Origin of the sequence: Haloferax sp. DFSO52, from assembly GCF_048158745.1 — an archaeon.
In the GTDB taxonomy this organism is placed as follows: Archaea; Halobacteriota; Halobacteria; order Halobacteriales; family Haloferacaceae; genus Haloferax.
Genome location: NZ_JBLOPB010000001.1, coordinates 1,642,885 through 1,660,743, shown reverse-complemented (window position 1 = coordinate 1,660,743; position 17,859 = coordinate 1,642,885). Strand labels below are relative to the sequence as shown.

Below are 17,859 nucleotides of genomic sequence, written 5' to 3'. Positions count from 1 at the left end.
TTTATTGTATCTTCACAGTATCCGTTTTCGAGGCACCCGCGTGAGTTGATTTTTTACGAGAACATGCCGACCAGCACGGCCTCGCTTACTACTCGTTCACTCGCCGGCGCCGACCGCTGACTCTTTCCCCCCGGTGTTCGTAGCGCCGATATGGTTCCGCCGCTGGTTCTCGATATCGACGGCACGCTCACCGACGCACAGGGTCGACTCGACCCACGGGTCTTCGATGTACTTCCATCGTGGGATGCTCCAGTCGTGTTGGCGACCGGGAAGGCCTTTCCGTACCCGGTTTCGCTGTGTCACTACATCGGACTCCCGGAGACGGTCGTCGCGGAAAATGGCGGTGTCGTCCTCGCCGATGGCGAGGTATCGTACGCCGGTGACAGAGATGCTGCACAGGCCGCCGCAGACGAGTTCGTCGCACGGGGCGGTGACCTCGGATGGGACGCTGCCGATACGGTCAACCGCTGGCGCGAGACGGAAATCGCCGTCAACCTCGATGCCGACGAAGCGTTACTCAGAGAGGTTGCTGCGGCGTACGACCTCGAAGTCATCGATACTGGATTTGCGTACCACGTCAAGTCTCCCGGTGTCGAGAAAGGTGCCGGCCTCGAACTCGTCTGTGAGACGTTGGCACACGACCCAGCAGACTTCGTCGCAATCGGCGACAGTGAGAACGACGCATCGACGTTCCGCGTCGTCGGTTCGTCGTACGCCGTCGCCAATGCGGACGATGTTGCAAGAGAGACGGCAGACGAAGTCCTCTCTGCGTCGTACTTCGACGGGACGCTGTCTGTTCTGACGTCGCTCTCAGAGTCGTAAGTTGACTACACTCTCACTACACCGTCGCCACAGAAGACACGTTGTCTCGATGCGTTAGGCCGGTTCTTTGAAGGGGGCGAATCGTCCGTTGATGTCCCACTCGTGGATACAGAACGGTTTTCCGACCTGTTTTTCGCCGTCCTCCGTCGCGACTCGCCACGTTGCCACGTCGTCGTCCCAGCGTTCTACTCGACCACAGAGCTCACAAGAGCGGTGCGTTGGCCGTCGAAGTTGGGGTCCCATATGTGTGTGAGAGAATGTCTGGATGCAAAAGCCCATCGCAGCCGGCAGCTTCGCCACCGACCGACGCTGGTGTGTCACTGCCACGTTGAACCGGTTTTGGAGTCTACACTGGACCAACTGTCCGGATATGAAATTCCACACCTTCGACATCGACTCCGAAGCGAAACTCGGCCGTCTGAAAGGCCTGCTTTCGGAGTTCACTGGATAGCTATCAGTTCCCCCTCACGAGGTTCAGGGCAGACGTGGAGTAGTATGCAATTGTCCTAGAAAATACACAGTCAGTGGTAAAATCCCAAAATATTGTGGGGTTCTGGGCTACTTTGGCAAAAACTAGGAAACGCTTATCTCCACAAGTGTGGTAACAAGCAACATGGCTATGTACAATTCGCTAACCGGTGGGTGGACTGTTTCAGGGGGCTATTTCGAATGTCGTTCCTGCGGAACGCGGACTGTCAGCGAGAGGTTCCTGGCGGTGTGTCCCAACTGCGGTGGGTCAGTCCGAAATATCGCAGTCGCTCGTGAATAATCAGTCCTTCTGAGAGAACAGTCTAGGTCGGTTCCGTTACGATTCGATGACTGCCGTGTATCGGTCGACCAGTAACACGAGCACTGCACCAGCGATGGCCGCGACCGCGAAGAAAACCAGGAGTTCGGCGGTCCACGATTGCCCTGCCTCGGCAAGTTTCTCACTCGTCTTTACGATGGGTGCCCGGAGTGCTCCGACGATGAGGCTCACGAGGAACGCGAGTGTCGGACGCCGGTAATGTTCGAGTGCCCATCGGACGATGTGAGCGATGGTAAACAGGCCGACGAGTGCACCCGTGATGAACGCCACGACGACCGTTCCCGGGTCGACGAGCGCAGAGACTGACCCGCCAGTGACGATGTCGATGAGTGTGTCGACGAATTCGCTGAGCGTCGACGTCATATACTCGTACTGGCCGAGAAGCAACAACAGGAGTGACCCGGAGATTCCGGGAAGAATCATCGCGCTCACCGCGATTGCACCTGCGAGGACAGTCACCGAGAGCGAGTTTCCAAGTGCGGTTCCGACGGTTCCCGACGCGACAAACGCGACGGTGAACCCCGCGACTGCGGCGGCGATTTGGCGTGGTGTGTCGAGCGACACTTGCGCGTACAGGACGACGGCAGAGGCCGCGATGAGGCCAAAGAAGAACCCGAACGTCGGAACAGGATAGGAGTCGATTGCGACGGTGAGGACGCGAGTAATGGAGACGACGGCAGTGACGATCCCGGCACCGAGGACCAGAAGGAACCCGACGTCGATTTCGCGTAACGCGGCCACCGCATCGGTTCTACGGTTCGGGAAGACACCGCTGAGTATCCGCTGGATTCGCTCGGGGCTGATTGCAGTGACTGCACTGATGAGCCGTTCGTAGATTCCGGTGACGAGTGCGATTGTCCCACCTGATACGCCGGGGACGGCATCTGCGGCACCCATACAGATGCCTTTCAGATAGAGTACGAGCCATGCGTAGCGGGGAGACGACTCGTCCGTTTGAATCGACATTTGGTTGTGCGAATCTTCTTTCGGACCCATATCAGTCCACCGTTCCGCGAAGCGAACCCTGTCTCGTCCGACCCGTCAGATGAAGACTCGGAAAGAATCAAATCACCGGGTACTCACAATACACCTAATGAAACTCAGCATCGTCGGCAGTGGGTACGTCGGGACGACCATCGCTGCGTGCTTTGCTGACCTCGGTCACGACGTCGTGAACGTTGATATCGACGAAGATATCGTCGATTCGATCAATGCAGGAGTCGCGCCGATCCACGAACCCGGCCTCGACGAACTCGTCGAGCAGTACGCGGGCAACCGACTCCGCGCGACGACCGATTACGACGAGATTCTCGACACTGACGCGACCTTCCTCGCCCTGCCGACGCCATCGAACGAAGACGGCAGTATCGGTCTTGGGGCGATGAACGCTGCCGCAGAATCGCTCGGAGAGACGCTCTCGAAGAAAGATGGCTATCATCTCGTGGTCACGAAGAGTACGGTCATCCCGACGACCACCGAGGAGGTAATCGCTCCGCGAATCGAAGCCGCGTCCGGCAAGACTGTCGGCGAAGAGTTCGATATCGGGATGAACCCCGAGTTCCTCCGCGAAGGAACTGCAGTCGAGGACTTTCTCGACCCCGACAAAATCGTTCTCGGCGCAAACACCGACCGAGCACACGAGACGCTCGACGCGATTTTCGACCCGCTCGTCCAGCGAGCAGACGACCCAGCCGTCATCAAGACCGGCATCCGTGAGGCCGAGATGATAAAGTACGCCAACAACGCATTCCTCGCGTCGAAAATCAGCCTCGCGAACGACCTCGCGAACATCTGCAAAGAGTTCGGCGTCGATTCGTACGAAGTCCTCGAAGCAATCGGCCTCGATTCACGAATCGGGTCTGCATTCCTCGCTGCGGGTCTCGGGTGGGGTGGTTCGTGCTTCCCGAAAGATACGGCCGCCATCATCGCCGCCGCTCGCTCTCGTGGATACGAACCGCGTCTCCTGCAGGCGGCAGTCGACGTGAACGACCAACAACCACACCGGATGCTGGAACTCCTCGGAGACAGATTCGACCCTCGCGGCAAGCGAGTGGCAGTTCTCGGTCTGTCGTTCAAGCCCGGGACCGACGACATCCGCGAGTCGCGTGCAATCCCACTCATCGATGCACTTCTCGACGCCGGCGCTGATGTCGTCGGCTACGACCCAGTCGCCGTCGAGAGTATGCGCGAGAAGTTCCCCAGCATCGAGTACACCACCACCGCCGCAGATGCACTCGCCGGTGCCGACGCCGCACTCGTCGCGACCGACTGGGACGAGTTCGCTGCACTCGACGACGAGTTCGACGAGATGCGAGAACCCATCGTCATCGACGGCCGTCGTATCGTGACTCGTCGCGACGGCATCGACTACGAATCGCTCGTCTGAGTTTCGCCCTGTTCAGGTCGAATTTTATCTGGTCAAATCGAACTTCATCTGTTCACGCGGAACCGTTCTTCCACCGCTGTTCGACGCCACCGACTGCTCCGTTTCGGTAGCATCGGCTCTTCTCAGTTGCGCCTCCATTGGAGACAGAGCGTGCCCACTCCGCCGTGAACAACCGAAAGAAAGGACCGTGAACCGACGGGTCTGCCTTACGCGGCGACCGCAGTCGACACCGCGCTGGAGTCGATGTAGTTCGAATCGTTCGACGACTCTTCGGACGACCCATCACTTAAGGTCAGTTCCTGCTCTTCGAGCGTCACTTCGACGGTGCCGTCTTCAGCACCGTTCACGAGACCCTCGTCGACGCTGACGTTCTGTGCTTGGTAGACGACGAGTGAGTTGTTCTCACCGACCGTCGTCGGACCGGTGAACGTGTAGTCGCCCGTCGCACGGACGCTCACGTTCGTGTAGCCGTTTTCTGGGCCGTAGTCGTCGTATCCAGTCGTCGAGTACGGCAGCGTCATCGTGAACTCGCCGTCTTCGTTCGTCTGGACGTGCTGGACGTAGGTGAACGTCGTGTTCGTCGTCATGTCACGCATCTCGACGCGTGCCGTCACGTTCGAGTTAGCAGGCGCACCGCTTCCTTCGACAGTCGCACCGGGGACGCGCTCGAACGTCTTGATCCACGCTGGGTTGTTGCCGAGGAGGACCTGCGGTTGGATACCGAAGGTGTTGCCGGCGCGGATGAGCGAGTTCTGGTAGGAACCAGAGCGGAGCGCCGAACTATTCGACGACTTCACGAGGCGGTAGTGGTCGAGCGCTTCGACACGCTCTTCGGGGAACGTTCCGACGCCACCAATCTGGGAACTGCCGTCGTTTTCGACGTACGCCCTGGCAGCACTCATGTTGTCGAACGTCTTGATCGGCTGGCCGTCAGCAGGCGTCACCTTGAACGTCACCTCGCCGTTGGTGGACGTGCGCTCGTCCCAGTCGACGACGACCGGCGATGGGTCACGGGCACTCCCGTGGAACTTGTAGAGACGCACCATCAGGCTCTCGTAGTAGCGCTGGTCTTTGACGTTCGTCGCGGAGACGACTCTCGTCTGTCCGTTCTGTTCTTGAAGTCGGTACAGTCGGTCGTAGAAGTCCGACGTGGAGACGTTGGATTCGTCGTACCAGACCGTCGGCGCACCGAACTTCGACTCGGTCGAGACCATCTGCCAGTCGACCATGACGTACCGGGTGTTGTCGCCTTCGCCGTCGTCGGCCATCGTTACGAGAACCTCTTCGGCTTGCTGTTCGTCAGGTGCGAGGAGGAAGTTCGCTGCTTCCGTGGCACCACCCTGGAACGGGTTGGCGTTCGGGATGCGCTCGCCGAGTACCGTAATCCAGTGACCGTAGTCCCACCACGACATCACGCCGTAGGAACCGTCTGGATAGTCGAAGTCGTCTGCGTACTTGTACGTCCCGTAGTACTCCATCCGGTTCGACGCGCCGCCGAACTCACCTTCTTCGGGAGTGTTGGTCTGCATCCATCCGAGTGTTTCGTCCCACTGGGTGACGGTGCCCGGCCCAGTTTGAGACGCCTGCATGGCCGTCTGCGACGTGCCACCGTTTCCGAGTTGGATCGGAACGATGAGGACAGGAGTGAGGATGAGGAGCACGGCGAACGCGACTGCGGCGACCTGGCCGTACGATACATCTTCGAGACGGTCGACGTTGGCGAGGCCGATGAAGTCGATACCGAGTGCCTCGCGGAGGAGGTACGCGTTCATCACCGCGACGACCACTGCGAGGTAGTAGTTGAACCGGACCTGCGTGAAGGCGGCCGACGTCATGATGGCCGCCCAGACGAGAATGAACAGGTGTTCACTCTCGTAGTCTGCTTGCATCACCGCACCGACGATGAGTGCTGTGACGATCGCGAGACTGACGAGCGACGATTCGATACCGAGTAGACCACCGATACCGTCCGGAATCGCAGGAATCAAGTAGAGGACACCGATAGCGACGATGCTCCCGGCGACGTATCCGAGCTTTCGGGTCTCGCCGTCGCGGACGAGTGGTTTGGCGACGAGCCAAATTGCTGCCGCAACACCCGTGAAGAACGTGAATCCGTACTCGGACATGATACGGTCGACTGCCGTCAGACCGCTCGCTTGGAGGATGTTCGCTGCGAGGAACGGTTGCGCTTCACCGATCGTACGGGTCGCTGCACCGGCACTGAACCCGACCGTTCGGAGGAAGTTGCGTGCAATCGAGTTGAAGACGCTCGGGAGGACGAGTGAGAACAGCACCAGCCCGACGAGCATGATTCCGCCGACTACTGCGGGATAGTATTGGTCGTCGATATCGTTCGACTCCCACCAGCGGGCGAGCGCGGCGAGGAACACTGCACCGAAGCCCACACCGAGTGAGAACAGCGGTTGGAGGAACCCGAAGTCAGTCACACTGAACGTCATTTCCTCGATTACGACGAACATCAGCACACTCGTGACTGCCATAGAGACAGCACCGACGAATGCGGTGTGTTCGGGCGAACGACCACGAGCGTAGTCGGAGACCATCTTCAGGACCAAGAAGAGGCCGAAGATACCGACGAGGAGGATACCCGGCGGCCACGACCACATGTAGATGGCCGTCGCGACACCGGCGAGTGCGGACCACTTCAGCGGTTCGCGGAGGGCATCGAAATCACGAGCGTCGACGAGTTCCCAGACGGGTTTCTCTCGGTCGGCGACCGTGAGGGCGATCATTATCGCGACCACGGCAAAGCCCATGAAGAACGGCTCAGCGATGTTGTGGTCAGCGAATCCGACGAGACCACGACGGAGGAACGTTCCGGGGAGGAGCATCAAGATGAGTGCCCCGAAGAGGCCACCGAGGCGACCGCCCAGACGCTTCCCGATGAGGTACGTCGGGATGACGATTAGTGCGCCAAAGACTGCGGGGGCAACCAAGAGCGTTTTTGCGACGAGCGCAGACGACGGGCTACCGAGCCCAGCGATGAGTGCTGCGGTCGCAACGATTTGGTCGTAAATCGTCCCGAACTGACCTGCTGTCCGACCGAAGGGGAATTCGGTCCACGGGTCGAACGGCATCGTTGCCGGCCAGTTGCGGACGGTGTATTCCACCTGGCGAAGATGATACCAGGCGTCGTTTCCTGAGAAGAATACCGACCCCTCTCGAATGAACGCGTCGTAACTGCGGAGCCGAATCCACAGCATGACGAGGACGATCGTCGAGAGGACCGGTATGTGATACCAGTCGCGAGCGAGATCCGCTACGGAGGGCGAATGCTCTGGTTGCTCGTCGCTCATTGTGACCAACAACCGTCAAGCCGTTCATAAGCCTTGTGATAGGCTGTGTCGACGGAAATTGTTGGTTCGGTTCTGAAAGACAATGCTTATTCGACACACCTCGGTAAAATCGACCAATGAAAGTCTCCGTCGTGGTCTGTACGTACTCGATGGAACGGTACGAGTCGTTCTCTGAGACCGTCGAGAGCGCCCTCGAACAGACCTACGAACCCCTCGAAATCGTCATCGTCGTCGACGGAAACGAGGAGGTGTTCGCTCGCGTCGAAGACGACTTTGGCGACATCGACAACGTCGTACTCCACATCAACGACGAGAACCGAGGTATTTCGTACAGCCGAACGAAAGGTGCGGAGCTCGCATCCGGCGATATCGTCGCGATGATCGACGACGACGCGACGGCCGAACCTGACTGGATAGAGAAACTCGTCCAGACCTACGAAGAAAACCCTGAAGCCGTCGCGGTCGGCGGTCACGTCGTCCCCGACTGGGTCGCCCGCAAACCTGACTTCTTCCCCGAGGAATTCTACTGGCTCGTCGGCTGTGACGAACGCGGGTTCGGTGAGCACATGGAGGAGGTCCGGAACACCTACGGCTCGAACATCTCCTTCAAGCGCGACGTCTTCCTCGAAGCCGGTGGCTACGACACGAATACCGGTCGAAAAGGCGACAAGCACGTTCAAGCCCACGAAGCACCGGTCTGTATCCGAATCTACAACAACACCGGAAAGCGCGTCATCTACAACAAAGAAGCGCGCGTGAATCACAAGCTCTTCCAGTACCGGACGGAGTTCAACTGGCTCGTCTTCCGATCGTTCTGGCAAGGCTACTCGAAGCGTGTGATGGACCTCCTGTACCCTGAGGCGTCGGGTGACAAGAACGAGTATCTGCGAGACCTGATGCTCGTCTACGTCGTCGACCGACTGAAAAACCTCGTCAAGGAGCCGTCGCTGGCGAAGGTCCAGCAGTTGATTGCGATTTTTGTGTTTACTGCGGCGGTTGGATTTGGCTACGTCTATGGGTTGTTGACGCCGAATCTGGTCGAGAAGACGAACGCGTAGGTTCGAAACGGCCTTCAGACCGACCGTGGCTCCGCTTTTGAGTTGGTTTTAGGCTGATTAAACCGTCTGCCGACCCCGGTAGACGGTCTCGAAATGTTCTGCGATATCGGCCCAGTCGTGCTGAGTCATTGCCGCATTCCGATTCCGTTCTCGGAGTTGGGCACGCTCTGCAGGCGAAATCTCCCGCGCATCTTTGAATCCGTCTTCGAGTCTGTCGTAGACGATGTTCCCCTTTGGGACGATGGACGGAATACACCCTGCGTCTGGTACGATGACTGGGCATCCAAACGTGAGGCTCAGCACGACCGACCCTGAACTGAAGATATCTCGGTAGGGGAACACACCGAAATCACACGCTGCAAAGTACGTTGGAACCTCTTCGTTCGGGATGTACCGGAGGTCGGTGATGACATTGGATTGATTCTCTGCAAGTGCCCGAATTTTGGGTGTTTCACTCGACGACATCGGATTGCCGGCGACGACGAGACATTCGTCGTCGTCGCTCACGCGACGAAACGTCTCCAAGAGTTTTGGTATCTGCTTGTACGGGCGAATCATACCGAAAAACAGATAGACACGTTCGTACCCTTCGATACCTAGTTTCTCACGGGCCTCTGCTGTCGACACGGAGCGATTGTCCTCGTACACTGGATCGTAGTTCCCATGTGGAATCGCGACCGCATTGTCGATGTCGGTGTCGAGGTACGATTCGAGTTCGTCACGGGTTCGGTCGTCCCACACCTGGACCGTGTCTGCAATTCGAACGAGTCGTTCGCTGACTGCACGGTCCAATGAGAGAAACTTCTTCTCGTGGTTGTGTTTGTTGTGGACGGTCCAGACGACTCGCTCACAGAGATACGACGCGAGTTTCACTTGTACGATGAACCATACTGCGGCGAGCATGGCAACGATGCGACTTCCTGGGACTCGGTAGGCCCACTCGACGCTCCCGAAGAGGAAGTACGGATGGGTCCAATGGAGATGGAGAACGTCCACGTCGTCGAGGAGGACAGAGAGAATAAACGGGGTGAACGGAATCGGTTCTTCGTCCACAGTCACCTCGATTCCGCGGTCTGATAGGTGCTGTATCAGGAGATCCTGATACGGATTGCCCGAATAATACGGGGCCATGAGAACGTTCATGAAGTACCTGTCTAGCCGTATTTCTAAGTGGTTCCGCTTTTCGAGTGTCCAAACTCGGAGTGAAACTTCGGTTCAGTCTTCAGTTTTCTCACTGAGCCGGCGCTCTGCTTCGTCGCGGTCTTCGGGATACCCGATATCCATCCGCCAGCCATCGAGTCGGATCGCGTCGATAGTTCGCCCAGAACGGATGAGCAGGTCGATTGCCTCACTGATCTCGAACTCACCACGGTTCGATGGCTGGACGAGGTGGCACGCGTGGAAGATAGCCGGCGTGAACGTGTAGAATCCAGTCATCACGAGATTCGACGGTGGTTCTTCGGGTTTCTCGATGACCTCTGTGATTTCGCCGTAGTCGTTTGTCACACAGACACCGTAGCGAGAGGCCTCGTCCCACTCGACTTCTTCAACGAGGAATGCCGCGTCTGCGCGGTCCTCTCGTTGTCGTTTGACCACGTCACTGAGGTTTGCGTTGAAGATGTTGTCGCCAAGCATGAGCATGAAGTCTTCGTCGATGTGGTCTTCGACGGTGAGGAGTGCGTGAGCGAGTCCTTTCTGCTCTCGCTGGTGAGCGTACGTGATGGGGACGCCACGGTACTCGTCGTCGTAGTGGCTGATGATGACTTCCTTCTTGTACCCGACGACCACGACGAGTTTCTCTGCGCCGAGGTTGACGAGTTGGTCGAAACAATGCGTGAGGATTGGCTTGCCATCGACTTCGACCATCCCCTTGGGTTTGTCCTCGGTGAGAGGCCGAAGGCGCGTTCCTTTGCCAGCGGCGAGAACGACAGCTTGCATGTTTATGAGTTCTAAACTCCGTTTATATATAGTCTGGTACAGGCTGTTTTCTCAGAGGTAGCCAAGTGATTCGAGATTCTCTTCGACAGTTCGTTGTTGTTGTGTGCGTTTCTCGGTCTGGTGAGTCCCTGAATCAGTCGCGGTCGTTTCGACCCACGGCACTCTCCGAAGTTGGGGCATGAGCGACCCACTATCATGTCCGTACATCTTCCACTCACCGAACAACTCACCGTGGTCGGCAGTGATGACTGCCTTCTCTGCATCGAAGTTCTCGAGCAACCGTTCGACGTGGTCCAGTCCGTACCGGAGTTCTGTGAGGTAATTATTCCACACGACCTCCAGACCACCGCCATCGCGGAGGTAATGCCACGGTTTCTGTTCACTTTGGTTGAGCTCTTTGGCACCACGAGCTTTTGCAGCGGCCGCGAACGGATAATGTGGTTCGATGACGTGTGCGATGACTCGGTCGTACTTACCTTCGCGACCTACGTCTATTGCAAAGTCGACGACTGTGTTGGCATCTGCTTGTGGCTGGTCGGAATAGCCTGCACGGCCCTCACCGTATTGCCATGCTGGAATATGTTTGCCTAACGTCCCACTCGGGACGGTCTTCCAGTCGGTCATCGCCAACCACGAGTTGAAACGGTCCTCGGGCCGGAAACCTTCCTCTATGATTCTGTGAGGCCATCCGTTTGCAGATATTAACGCTGTGGACTCAATTTTGTTCCTGTGTTCCTCGACGAACGTGTTGGATGTCCATTCGAGTGTGGACCCACCGACTGACCAGATGTCGTCGATGTCGGATTCGTTCAGAAAAGAATATTCTGGAGCAACTTCACGGAGTACGTCTGGACGGCACGTGTCCAAGACTATCAGTAATTCCCAGTCCTCAGTGAAGATATTTTTTCCTAATGGATATCTCGAAGAGAGGGTCAGTAAAACCGACTTTCTGATTGGGTTAGTTACGTAGGACACTCCACGTAGAGGGTCCTTCAGTCCAGCGCGGATGAGTTCTGTTAGTGGTCTGTCGTCCATAGTGACACCAATCTTTTTTATATACTCCAAATCAGCGATGTAAAGGGTATCTTACTAGTCTCTGCGCAGTATCTTATTTAAACGTACGGTCTCTCCCACAGCGTCACTGATGGACGTAGATGAGAGCAATCTAACCGGGTCTTATATATGTACACACTTGAGTCATTCCGAAAAGGATGTACTCGCTAGACCAGGTTCGAAATGGCTTCTCCACACCGTCCTTGATTTTGCGTGAACTCAACCGACTTTATTATACAAAATTAGACACACAAACATTCAATCCGAAGGGAGTCGATCTTATGGCGGAAGATTGGGACGTTCTGCAGATTCTCGATGCCTGTCGCTACGATATGTTTGCAGAACAATCGCCACTTCCCGGTGACCTCCAGTCACGAATTTCGCGCGGGTCGAACACGATGGAGTTCCTCCACGCGAACTTCGAGGGACGAACGATGCACGACACGGTGTACGTCACTGCGAACCCACAGTTCAGACGGCACGAGGACGAACTCGATGCGGAGTTCCACGCCGTCGTCGACGTCTGGTTAGACGAAGGATGGGACGAGACGTACAACACCGTCATGCCCGAAACGACCGCGAAATACGCGCTTCAGGCTGCCGATGAGTATCCAAACAAGCGGATTCTCGTCCACTACATCCAGCCACACTACCCGTTCATCGACTCCGAAACGACGTTCGATAAACAGCACCTCCACGAAGGTGGCGACGAGACGATCGACTTCTGGCACGAGATTATGTTCGGGAACTTAGATGTCAGTGCCGATGAAGTCTGGCGACTCTACCGGAAGACCCTCGACGAAGCGTTCCCCCACGTCGAGTCTGTGATGGAGTCTGTCGAAGGCAGACACGTCGTCACCGCAGATCACGGAAATATGGTTGGAGAACGAGCACATCCGATTCCAGTCCGTGAGTGGGGTCACCCACAGAGTATATACACAGACGAGTTGGTCAACGTCCCGTGGTTGATCTTCGACAACGGTGAGCGCCGGAACGTCGTCTCAGCGGAACCGGGAGCGGATCGAGACAGCGTAGACGACGGTGTCGTCGAATCACGACTCCGCCACCTCGGCTACACTGAATAACGAACGTTGCCGTATTGGGCTTCGACGCTGTTACGTTCGATACTCGACCACAGCGTCACGAAACTGGCTGTACACCGCTGTTGCGATGGTGCGGTGCGATTCGGAGAGTAGTACAAGGACGGCTCCGTACGTGACGCCACCCAGTGCGAGGAAGGCGGTGAGGTCGACCCACGACCGAACCAGGACCATACGGTTGGCGCCTTCGACGACGACGAACATCAGGCCCCCCGCGACTATCTGTTCACCAACGGCACGGGGGAACAAGACGAGGTCCGAGACGAGTCCACGGACGACTACGACGCCGCCGATTAGACGGAGTGTCTCCGCAATCACCGACGCGTAGATGACGCCGACTGGTCCGACGATGGTTAGTAACCCGACTCCGAGGCCAATGTTCAGTGCGAGCGTACCGATATCGACGAACAGTGTCGCGTCGGGACGGTCAAGTCCGTGGACGGCACTCAATAGTTGGTCTGCTTGTTTACGTAAGAGTTGGTAGAGGATAATCCAGGCCAAGAACTCCGCTGCGTCCTTGTATCCGGGACCGTACACAGTGACTGCGAGTTCGCCCTTCAGGGCGAGGGCACCGAAGAACATCGGAATTGCGAGCATTCCGGTGACCGAGATTGCGTTTTTCAAGTCGATTCTAATTCGTTCGGTGTTCTCCTTACTGTGGAGGTTACTCACTCGCGCCATCAACCCGTTACCGACGACGACCCCGATGAGCGCCGCAGGGACGCTCAATTTCCATGCAACTTCGTAGTGCCCGGCGATAGCAGGTGTGAAAAACAGCCCCAGGAGAACCATATCTGTTCGTGCGAGGATCTTCGATGCGAGTCTCGAGACTGCGCTGAACCGCCCGAACTGCCATATCGATTCGATAGTTGGGCTCGAAGGTAACCGGGGGGTGATTCCGAGGACGGCGATACCAACGAGTCCGGTTATCATCGACGACGTAGCGAGACCGTACGCCATACCACTCGCACCGAATCCGAGAAGAACCAATCCCAGTTGGAACGGGAACGTGAGGAGTGACCCGAGTAGATCGACGAGGTTCGAGACACTCATCCGCCCCGTTCCTTCGATGATAGTCATGACCGACTCGACGAACGAGACAGTGACGAGAAGCATCGAGAAGAGAAGCGCTGCCTCTTCGATGCCCGAGTAGTTGACGATCGATTGCTCGAACGTGAACGCGACGAGCGAACCAAATGCACCGAGAAGCGCGATAGCGATGAGTTGCGCCGCGAGAATTTCCTGTCGCGACCCATCGGTTTCCGAGAAGCGTTTTTTTGCCGCCGTGGCGAACCCCTGGATAGGTTCAACTGTAATCAAGATGAGACTCAACAACAGGTAGTACCCACCGAATATGGACGGATTCAGAAGCCTCGCAAAGATGATCGTCCCAACAAAACCGACCCCAGACATGATGAGTCGGATAACGAACCCGGAGCTGACCTCAAGTCCAAATCGGACATCGCTCGCTTCCGGACCACTCATACGGGAATCCACGAACGGGGTGATAAATATCCCTCGTGATTTACTTCGGACGCTCTCAACAACGATGAAGTGGAAACTTTTTCTACAGTCTGAAATCTTCTGAGGAACAATGCCCGACCCCAACTCCGTCTGCATCCTCGTTCCAACCTACGACGAGGCTGCGACAATCGCCGACGTCGTTTCTGACTACCGAGACGAAGGATACACCAACATCCTCGTCATCGACGGTGGGTCCACAGATGGGACGCGCGAACTCGCCGAAGACGCCGGCGCGCGCGTCGTCGTCCAGTCTGGGTCTGGGAAAGGTCAGGCAGTCAGAGAAGCCGTCGAGGAGTACGTCGAAGCTGAGTACGTCCTGATGCTCGACGGCGACGGAACGTACGAACCAACAGACGCCAAGAAATTACTCGCACCACTCGACGAGGGGTACGAACACGTCATCGGAGACCGATTCGCAGACATGCGAGATGGGGCGATGACGTCACTCAACAAAATCGGGAACCGAATCATCAATCGGGCGTTCGCACTCATTCACGGACAAGATTTCAAAGATATCCTCAGTGGCTACCGCGCGTTCACGCGTGAGTCATTTCTCGAGATGACGCTCACCTCCGACGGGTTCGGCATCGAGACGGAGATGGCAGTCGAATGTGCGAAACACGGTATCAACACGACCGTCGTCCCGACGTCGTACTACCCGCGTCCAGACGGGTCCGATACGAACCTCCACCCGATCCGAGACGGCGGTATCATCTTTCTCGAACTGTACCGACGGGCGAAGACGAACAATCCGTTGTTCTACTTCGGGAGTGTCGGCCTCGCATCGACGGCGACTGGGATTGGACTCGCCATCTACGTCGCCTACGAGTGGGTCGTCCGGTCGATTTCGCACGAGGTCATTGCCGTCGTCTCCGCGGCAGGCATCCTCTTCGGTGTCCAACTGTTGATGTTCGGCGTCCTCTCGGACCTCATCCTTTCACTGCACCGCGACCAGATGAAACGCATTCAGGAACTAGAGTAAGCAACGAAGACCTGGAGTAAGGGTCGTGTCGCCCGGCGCCGCCCGGCGCGTATCGACGGCACCGAGGTCACCGACGGCACACGACCGTCACCACCGTCAGAACGGAACGAGCGACCGGAGTCGAGCAAAGAAACTTTTCGAGGCATTCGCACGGTACTCTTCGAGGACGGGGTGGAGTGCTTCGAGGAGGTCACGACGTGATTCGAACTGGTCCTGTGGGGTTGCGTCGAGCGCTTCGTCTATCGTGACCGTGTTCCCCGCAGCATCGATGGGAACGTCGACGTGGTCGAGCGCTTGCGCAATCGTCCGCGCGTCTGCCGGAAAGTCGATGTCGGCGTTGTCGACATCGTCAGACAGCGCGGCGATACCGAACTCGATAGCGTCCGGCTCCGACGTATCGTTTTGCGGCGGTCTCGCAGCCATCAAATAGCAGTTGAGTGGTGGGAAGTGAAAAACCCCCGTCTATTCAGTGCGGACCACAGCGACTGCGTTCTGCGCCGTCACCAATGTGAGCTCGACGAGGCACCGTTGGGGTTAACCGCCACGAGTGCCAGATGCCAGCCATGACGGAGTACACGACGGTTTCCATCCCGAAGGAACTGGCAGCGCGTGTGGAAGAGACGATCGAGGGAACCACGTTCTCCAGTACGAGCGACCTGGTTCGGTTCCTCCTCCGAAGTATCGTCATCCAACACCAGCGGTCTGGTGGCGAACTCTCGGATGCAGAGTTTCAAGAGATCGCAGACAACCTGCGTGACCTCGGCTATCTAAAATAACGTCTGAACCGGGCAACGGCCAAAACCCGGTATCGACCGAACTCCGTTTACGACTAAAACCCAGTAACGACCGAACTGCGGTAGCGACTGAAACCCAGAAGCGACCGAGACGTGTGTCTCGTCGGTCGGCTAGCCGTTTTCAAAGTTCTTCTTCGGGCGGTTCGGCCTCGACGACGACGAGGTCGAGCTTTCTCCCCGCGCGGTCGAACGCCCCGAGCGTCTGTTCTTCCCACGGTGGGACTGCGAGAAGAACGACTGCGGCCAAGTCGTCGCGCTCGGTGAGTTCGAATGGCCCCTGCGGATGGGTGAGGAATCGCGCTCGGCCTCGACCCGCTGGTGTGCCGAGGTCGATACCGAAGACGGCGCTGACCGAACTGCCTGCTTCGGCCATGTAGAAGTGAGTGAGAACTGGAGTCTCCGGGTCGATACCGAGGTCATCGTCGAACTCACCTGCTGGAGTGGGTGCGAGAACGAGATTCATCGCCTGCGGTTCGGCGTCTTCGGCCATGTCGAGAAGCACGTCGACGAGGCCACGAGTCACGTGGATGTGTCGGCGTTCGTCGAGGGAACCGGTTTCCGTGGTGGTTGAGTGCTGGCTTCCGTCTTCGTCGGTCACGTTACCACCGTCTCCGAGCGGTCGTCTCTCGTCAGACATCAGTCGGAGACCATCGACTTGAACGCCGAGACGTACGCACTCGGGAGGTTCTTTCGGGCGTTCGCCAGTGACCGTCGGAGTTCCACACCAGCGTTCTCCGTGATACCTGCTCCGTGTCCGACGAGCAGACGGTCTGGCTCGAACTTCGAGAGGACACGGCGCGGTGGGAACGGACGGAGCATCGGGTGGACGCCGAGGCGTTCGTCGTTTGCACAGTAGTAGTCCACCGTTCCGACTGCTTCGGGGAGGAGCAGTGTCTTCGTCTCTTCGTGGTAGAAGCCGACTTCTTGCCACGGCGGGACGGTTCGGTCGACGACACGGAACGTCTCGATGCCAGTATCCGCGAGTTGGGTCCCGAATCGTTCGACAGGGGAGTCGAGTTTGTTCACGACGCCAGTCATCCACGAGGCGACGTAGACTGGCACGTCGTGCCGAGATGCGACTGCATCTGCATCGCGGAGGTGTCTGTCGAGGCCGATGACCACGCCGGCCACGGTCCCAAGGTCGTCGAGCAAGTCGTCGACTCCCTCGGCGTCGACTGGGTCGAACACCCACACGTCGCCGTCGATCTCGACGGCGTGACTGGCTCGTTGCATCTCTTCGTCGGGATAGGCCAACCATCCAACACCGTGGTCCCACCGGTCGATTTCTTGGAGAGAAGCGCGGCCGCTACCTTTCATTGGCATGATAGTAGCGTAGGGCGGACCGTGCATAAGCCCTCTCCCGGCGGTCGATACACTCGCGTTTCGTGATGGGAGCCGAGAACAGATGGTGGCCAGATGTGGAGAACAACAGAAGAAGGAGATAGGTGAACAGATGGAGAGAGATGAGCGCCCCCGACGTGTTGTGGGGAGTCGCGTCGTCGCGGCAGTCTCAGAGGTTTTCTGTGTTGATATCCACGCCCGGTGGCGTGACCACGAGGAACTTGCGGAAGTGCATCAGTTGCCCACCAATCTCCTTCACGTCGCGTGCGAACCCGGACGCGAGTTTGTTGAGGTCACCGTCGATCGCGAGCATCAGGGTGTTTCCGCGAGCGACGGATTGCACCCACTCTTCCGGTGGGGTCGACCCGTCGAGGACACCGAGAACGACGTCGCCTTCCGGTTCGTCCTCGTCCAGATGTTCTTCGGCAGTCTGCAGGTTGAGGTTGAAATCGCCCATACCCGGTCCGTTGTCGAGCGACGAGAAAAGGGTTCGGTCACCTCGTGTGCGAACACCCTCTCTTGTCGAGACTCGAATGGCTGAAACAGGGGGTCCACACCACCTGTCGCTCCGACACGATGTTGCACGTGGTGTCTCGTTTCTCACACCACATTCGTCCAATTGCGGGTGCGCGAGGAGAATCCAAATTATTGTTTCTAAATTTGATGGGAGAAATTAATTACCTCTGTGTTCAGACCCTGTTCCCACATATCAAGCCATCTAATGGCATGATATCAT

Annotated in this window: 19 protein-coding genes; 8 read left to right on the top strand and 11 right to left on the bottom strand. The window is 57.5% G+C overall.

Annotation, left to right across the window (positions count from 1 at the left end; all coding sequences use genetic code 11):
* Nucleotides 1-150: 150 nt before the first annotated feature.
* Nucleotides 151-822, top strand: coding sequence for a phosphoglycolate phosphatase (locus tag ACK3SC_RS08700; protein WP_416839721.1), 672 nt, complete (start codon nucleotides 151-153; stop codon nucleotides 820-822).
* A 54-nt stretch (nucleotides 823-876) separates the two neighbouring features.
* Here the strand turns inward: ACK3SC_RS08700 and ACK3SC_RS08695 are convergent, their stop codons facing one another.
* Nucleotides 877-1,065: an HEWD family protein gene (locus ACK3SC_RS08695; RefSeq protein ID WP_416839720.1), complete on the bottom strand. Its 189-nt coding sequence runs from the start codon at nucleotides 1,063-1,065 to the stop codon at nucleotides 877-879.
* 22 nt (nucleotides 1,066-1,087) lie between these two features.
* On the opposite strand from ACK3SC_RS08695, the gene ACK3SC_RS08690 reads away from it, so the two are divergent.
* Both ACK3SC_RS08690 and ACK3SC_RS08685 read left to right on the top strand, forming a co-directional pair.
* Nucleotides 1,088-1,273 (top strand): hypothetical protein, encoded by a 186-nt coding sequence (locus ACK3SC_RS08690; protein WP_416839719.1) that lies wholly within the window; start codon nucleotides 1,088-1,090, stop codon nucleotides 1,271-1,273.
* 162 nt (nucleotides 1,274-1,435) lie between these two features.
* Nucleotides 1,436-1,591, top strand: a complete 156-nt coding sequence (locus ACK3SC_RS08685) for a rubrerythrin-like domain-containing protein (RefSeq protein WP_416839718.1) — start codon at nucleotides 1,436-1,438, stop codon at nucleotides 1,589-1,591.
* 36 nt (nucleotides 1,592-1,627) lie between these two features.
* Here ACK3SC_RS08685 and ACK3SC_RS08680 read toward each other — a convergent pair whose 3' ends face one another.
* Nucleotides 1,628-2,596 (bottom strand): DUF368 domain-containing protein, encoded by a 969-nt coding sequence (locus ACK3SC_RS08680; protein WP_416839966.1) that lies wholly within the window; start codon nucleotides 2,594-2,596, stop codon nucleotides 1,628-1,630.
* A 127-nt stretch (nucleotides 2,597-2,723) separates the two neighbouring features.
* Between ACK3SC_RS08680 and aglM the strand changes: the two genes are divergently transcribed.
* The gene (aglM, locus tag ACK3SC_RS08675; RefSeq protein WP_416839717.1) at nucleotides 2,724-4,016 is read left to right on the top strand and encodes a UDP-glucose 6-dehydrogenase AglM; all 1,293 of its coding nucleotides are present in this window, start codon (nucleotides 2,724-2,726) and stop codon (nucleotides 4,014-4,016) included.
* A gap of 206 nt (nucleotides 4,017-4,222) precedes the next feature.
* On the opposite strand, the gene ACK3SC_RS08670 is transcribed toward aglM, so the two are convergent.
* Complete coding sequence (locus ACK3SC_RS08670; protein WP_416839716.1) at nucleotides 4,223-7,333, bottom strand: oligosaccharyl transferase, archaeosortase A system-associated; 3,111 nt, start codon at nucleotides 7,331-7,333, stop codon at nucleotides 4,223-4,225.
* A gap of 116 nt (nucleotides 7,334-7,449) precedes the next feature.
* On the opposite strand from ACK3SC_RS08670, the gene aglG reads away from it, so the two are divergent.
* Entirely contained in the window at nucleotides 7,450-8,391 is a 942-nt protein-coding gene (aglG, locus tag ACK3SC_RS08665; protein WP_416839715.1) for a glucosyl-dolichyl phosphate glucuronosyltransferase, read from the top strand.
* Between the two features lie 57 nt (nucleotides 8,392-8,448).
* On the opposite strand, the gene ACK3SC_RS08660 is transcribed toward aglG, so the two are convergent.
* The 3 genes from ACK3SC_RS08660 to ACK3SC_RS08650 all read right to left on the bottom strand — a co-directional run bounded on the left by ACK3SC_RS08660 (nucleotide 8,449) and on the right by ACK3SC_RS08650 (nucleotide 10,953).
* A complete protein-coding gene (locus ACK3SC_RS08660; RefSeq protein WP_416839714.1) occupies nucleotides 8,449-9,534 on the bottom strand; it encodes a glycosyltransferase family 4 protein in 1,086 nt (361 codons plus the stop codon).
* Nucleotides 9,535-9,606: 72 nt separating this feature from the next.
* Nucleotides 9,607-10,329 (bottom strand): UTP--glucose-1-phosphate uridylyltransferase AglF, encoded by a 723-nt coding sequence (aglF, locus tag ACK3SC_RS08655; RefSeq protein ID WP_416839713.1) that lies wholly within the window; start codon nucleotides 10,327-10,329, stop codon nucleotides 9,607-9,609.
* A gap of 51 nt (nucleotides 10,330-10,380) precedes the next feature.
* Entirely contained in the window at nucleotides 10,381-10,953 is a 573-nt protein-coding gene (locus tag ACK3SC_RS08650) for a hypothetical protein (RefSeq protein ID WP_416839712.1), read from the bottom strand.
* A 710-nt stretch (nucleotides 10,954-11,663) separates the two neighbouring features.
* Here ACK3SC_RS08650 and ACK3SC_RS08645 point away from each other — a divergent pair.
* The gene (locus ACK3SC_RS08645) at nucleotides 11,664-12,467 is read left to right on the top strand and encodes a hypothetical protein (RefSeq protein WP_416839711.1); all 804 of its coding nucleotides are present in this window, start codon (nucleotides 11,664-11,666) and stop codon (nucleotides 12,465-12,467) included.
* A 30-nt stretch (nucleotides 12,468-12,497) separates the two neighbouring features.
* Here the strand turns inward: ACK3SC_RS08645 and ACK3SC_RS08640 are convergent, their stop codons facing one another.
* Nucleotides 12,498-13,967 carry a lipopolysaccharide biosynthesis protein gene (locus ACK3SC_RS08640; RefSeq protein WP_416839710.1) on the bottom strand — a complete coding sequence of 490 codons (1,470 nt, stop codon included), beginning with the start codon at nucleotides 13,965-13,967 and terminating at the stop codon, nucleotides 12,498-12,500.
* A 109-nt stretch (nucleotides 13,968-14,076) separates the two neighbouring features.
* Here ACK3SC_RS08640 and aglJ point away from each other — a divergent pair, with 109 nt between their 5' ends.
* Entirely contained in the window at nucleotides 14,077-14,988 is a 912-nt protein-coding gene (gene aglJ, locus ACK3SC_RS08635) for an S-layer glycoprotein N-glycosyltransferase AglJ (RefSeq protein ID WP_416839709.1), read from the top strand.
* A 96-nt stretch (nucleotides 14,989-15,084) separates the two neighbouring features.
* On the opposite strand, the gene ACK3SC_RS08630 is transcribed toward aglJ, so the two are convergent.
* The gene (locus ACK3SC_RS08630; RefSeq protein ID WP_416839708.1) at nucleotides 15,085-15,411 is read right to left on the bottom strand and encodes a hypothetical protein; all 327 of its coding nucleotides are present in this window, start codon (nucleotides 15,409-15,411) and stop codon (nucleotides 15,085-15,087) included.
* A 140-nt stretch (nucleotides 15,412-15,551) separates the two neighbouring features.
* Here ACK3SC_RS08630 and ACK3SC_RS08625 point away from each other — a divergent pair, with 140 nt between their 5' ends.
* A complete protein-coding gene (locus ACK3SC_RS08625; protein WP_416839707.1) occupies nucleotides 15,552-15,764 on the top strand; it encodes a ribbon-helix-helix domain-containing protein in 213 nt (70 codons plus the stop codon).
* A 139-nt stretch (nucleotides 15,765-15,903) separates the two neighbouring features.
* On the opposite strand, the gene ACK3SC_RS08620 is transcribed toward ACK3SC_RS08625, so the two are convergent.
* From ACK3SC_RS08620 to ACK3SC_RS08610, 3 genes are all read right to left on the bottom strand, one after another.
* Complete coding sequence (locus ACK3SC_RS08620; protein ID WP_416839706.1) at nucleotides 15,904-16,419, bottom strand: hypothetical protein; 516 nt, start codon at nucleotides 16,417-16,419, stop codon at nucleotides 15,904-15,906.
* Nucleotides 16,419-17,105, bottom strand: a complete 687-nt coding sequence (locus tag ACK3SC_RS08615) for a hypothetical protein (protein WP_416839705.1) — start codon at nucleotides 17,103-17,105, stop codon at nucleotides 16,419-16,421. Before ACK3SC_RS08615 ends, ACK3SC_RS08620 begins: the two co-directional genes overlap by 1 nt.
* Before the next feature lie 187 nt (nucleotides 17,106-17,292).
* Nucleotides 17,293-17,580, bottom strand: coding sequence for a DUF5779 family protein (locus ACK3SC_RS08610; protein ID WP_416839704.1), 288 nt, complete (start codon nucleotides 17,578-17,580; stop codon nucleotides 17,293-17,295).
* Between the last annotated feature and the right edge of the window lie 279 nt (nucleotides 17,581-17,859).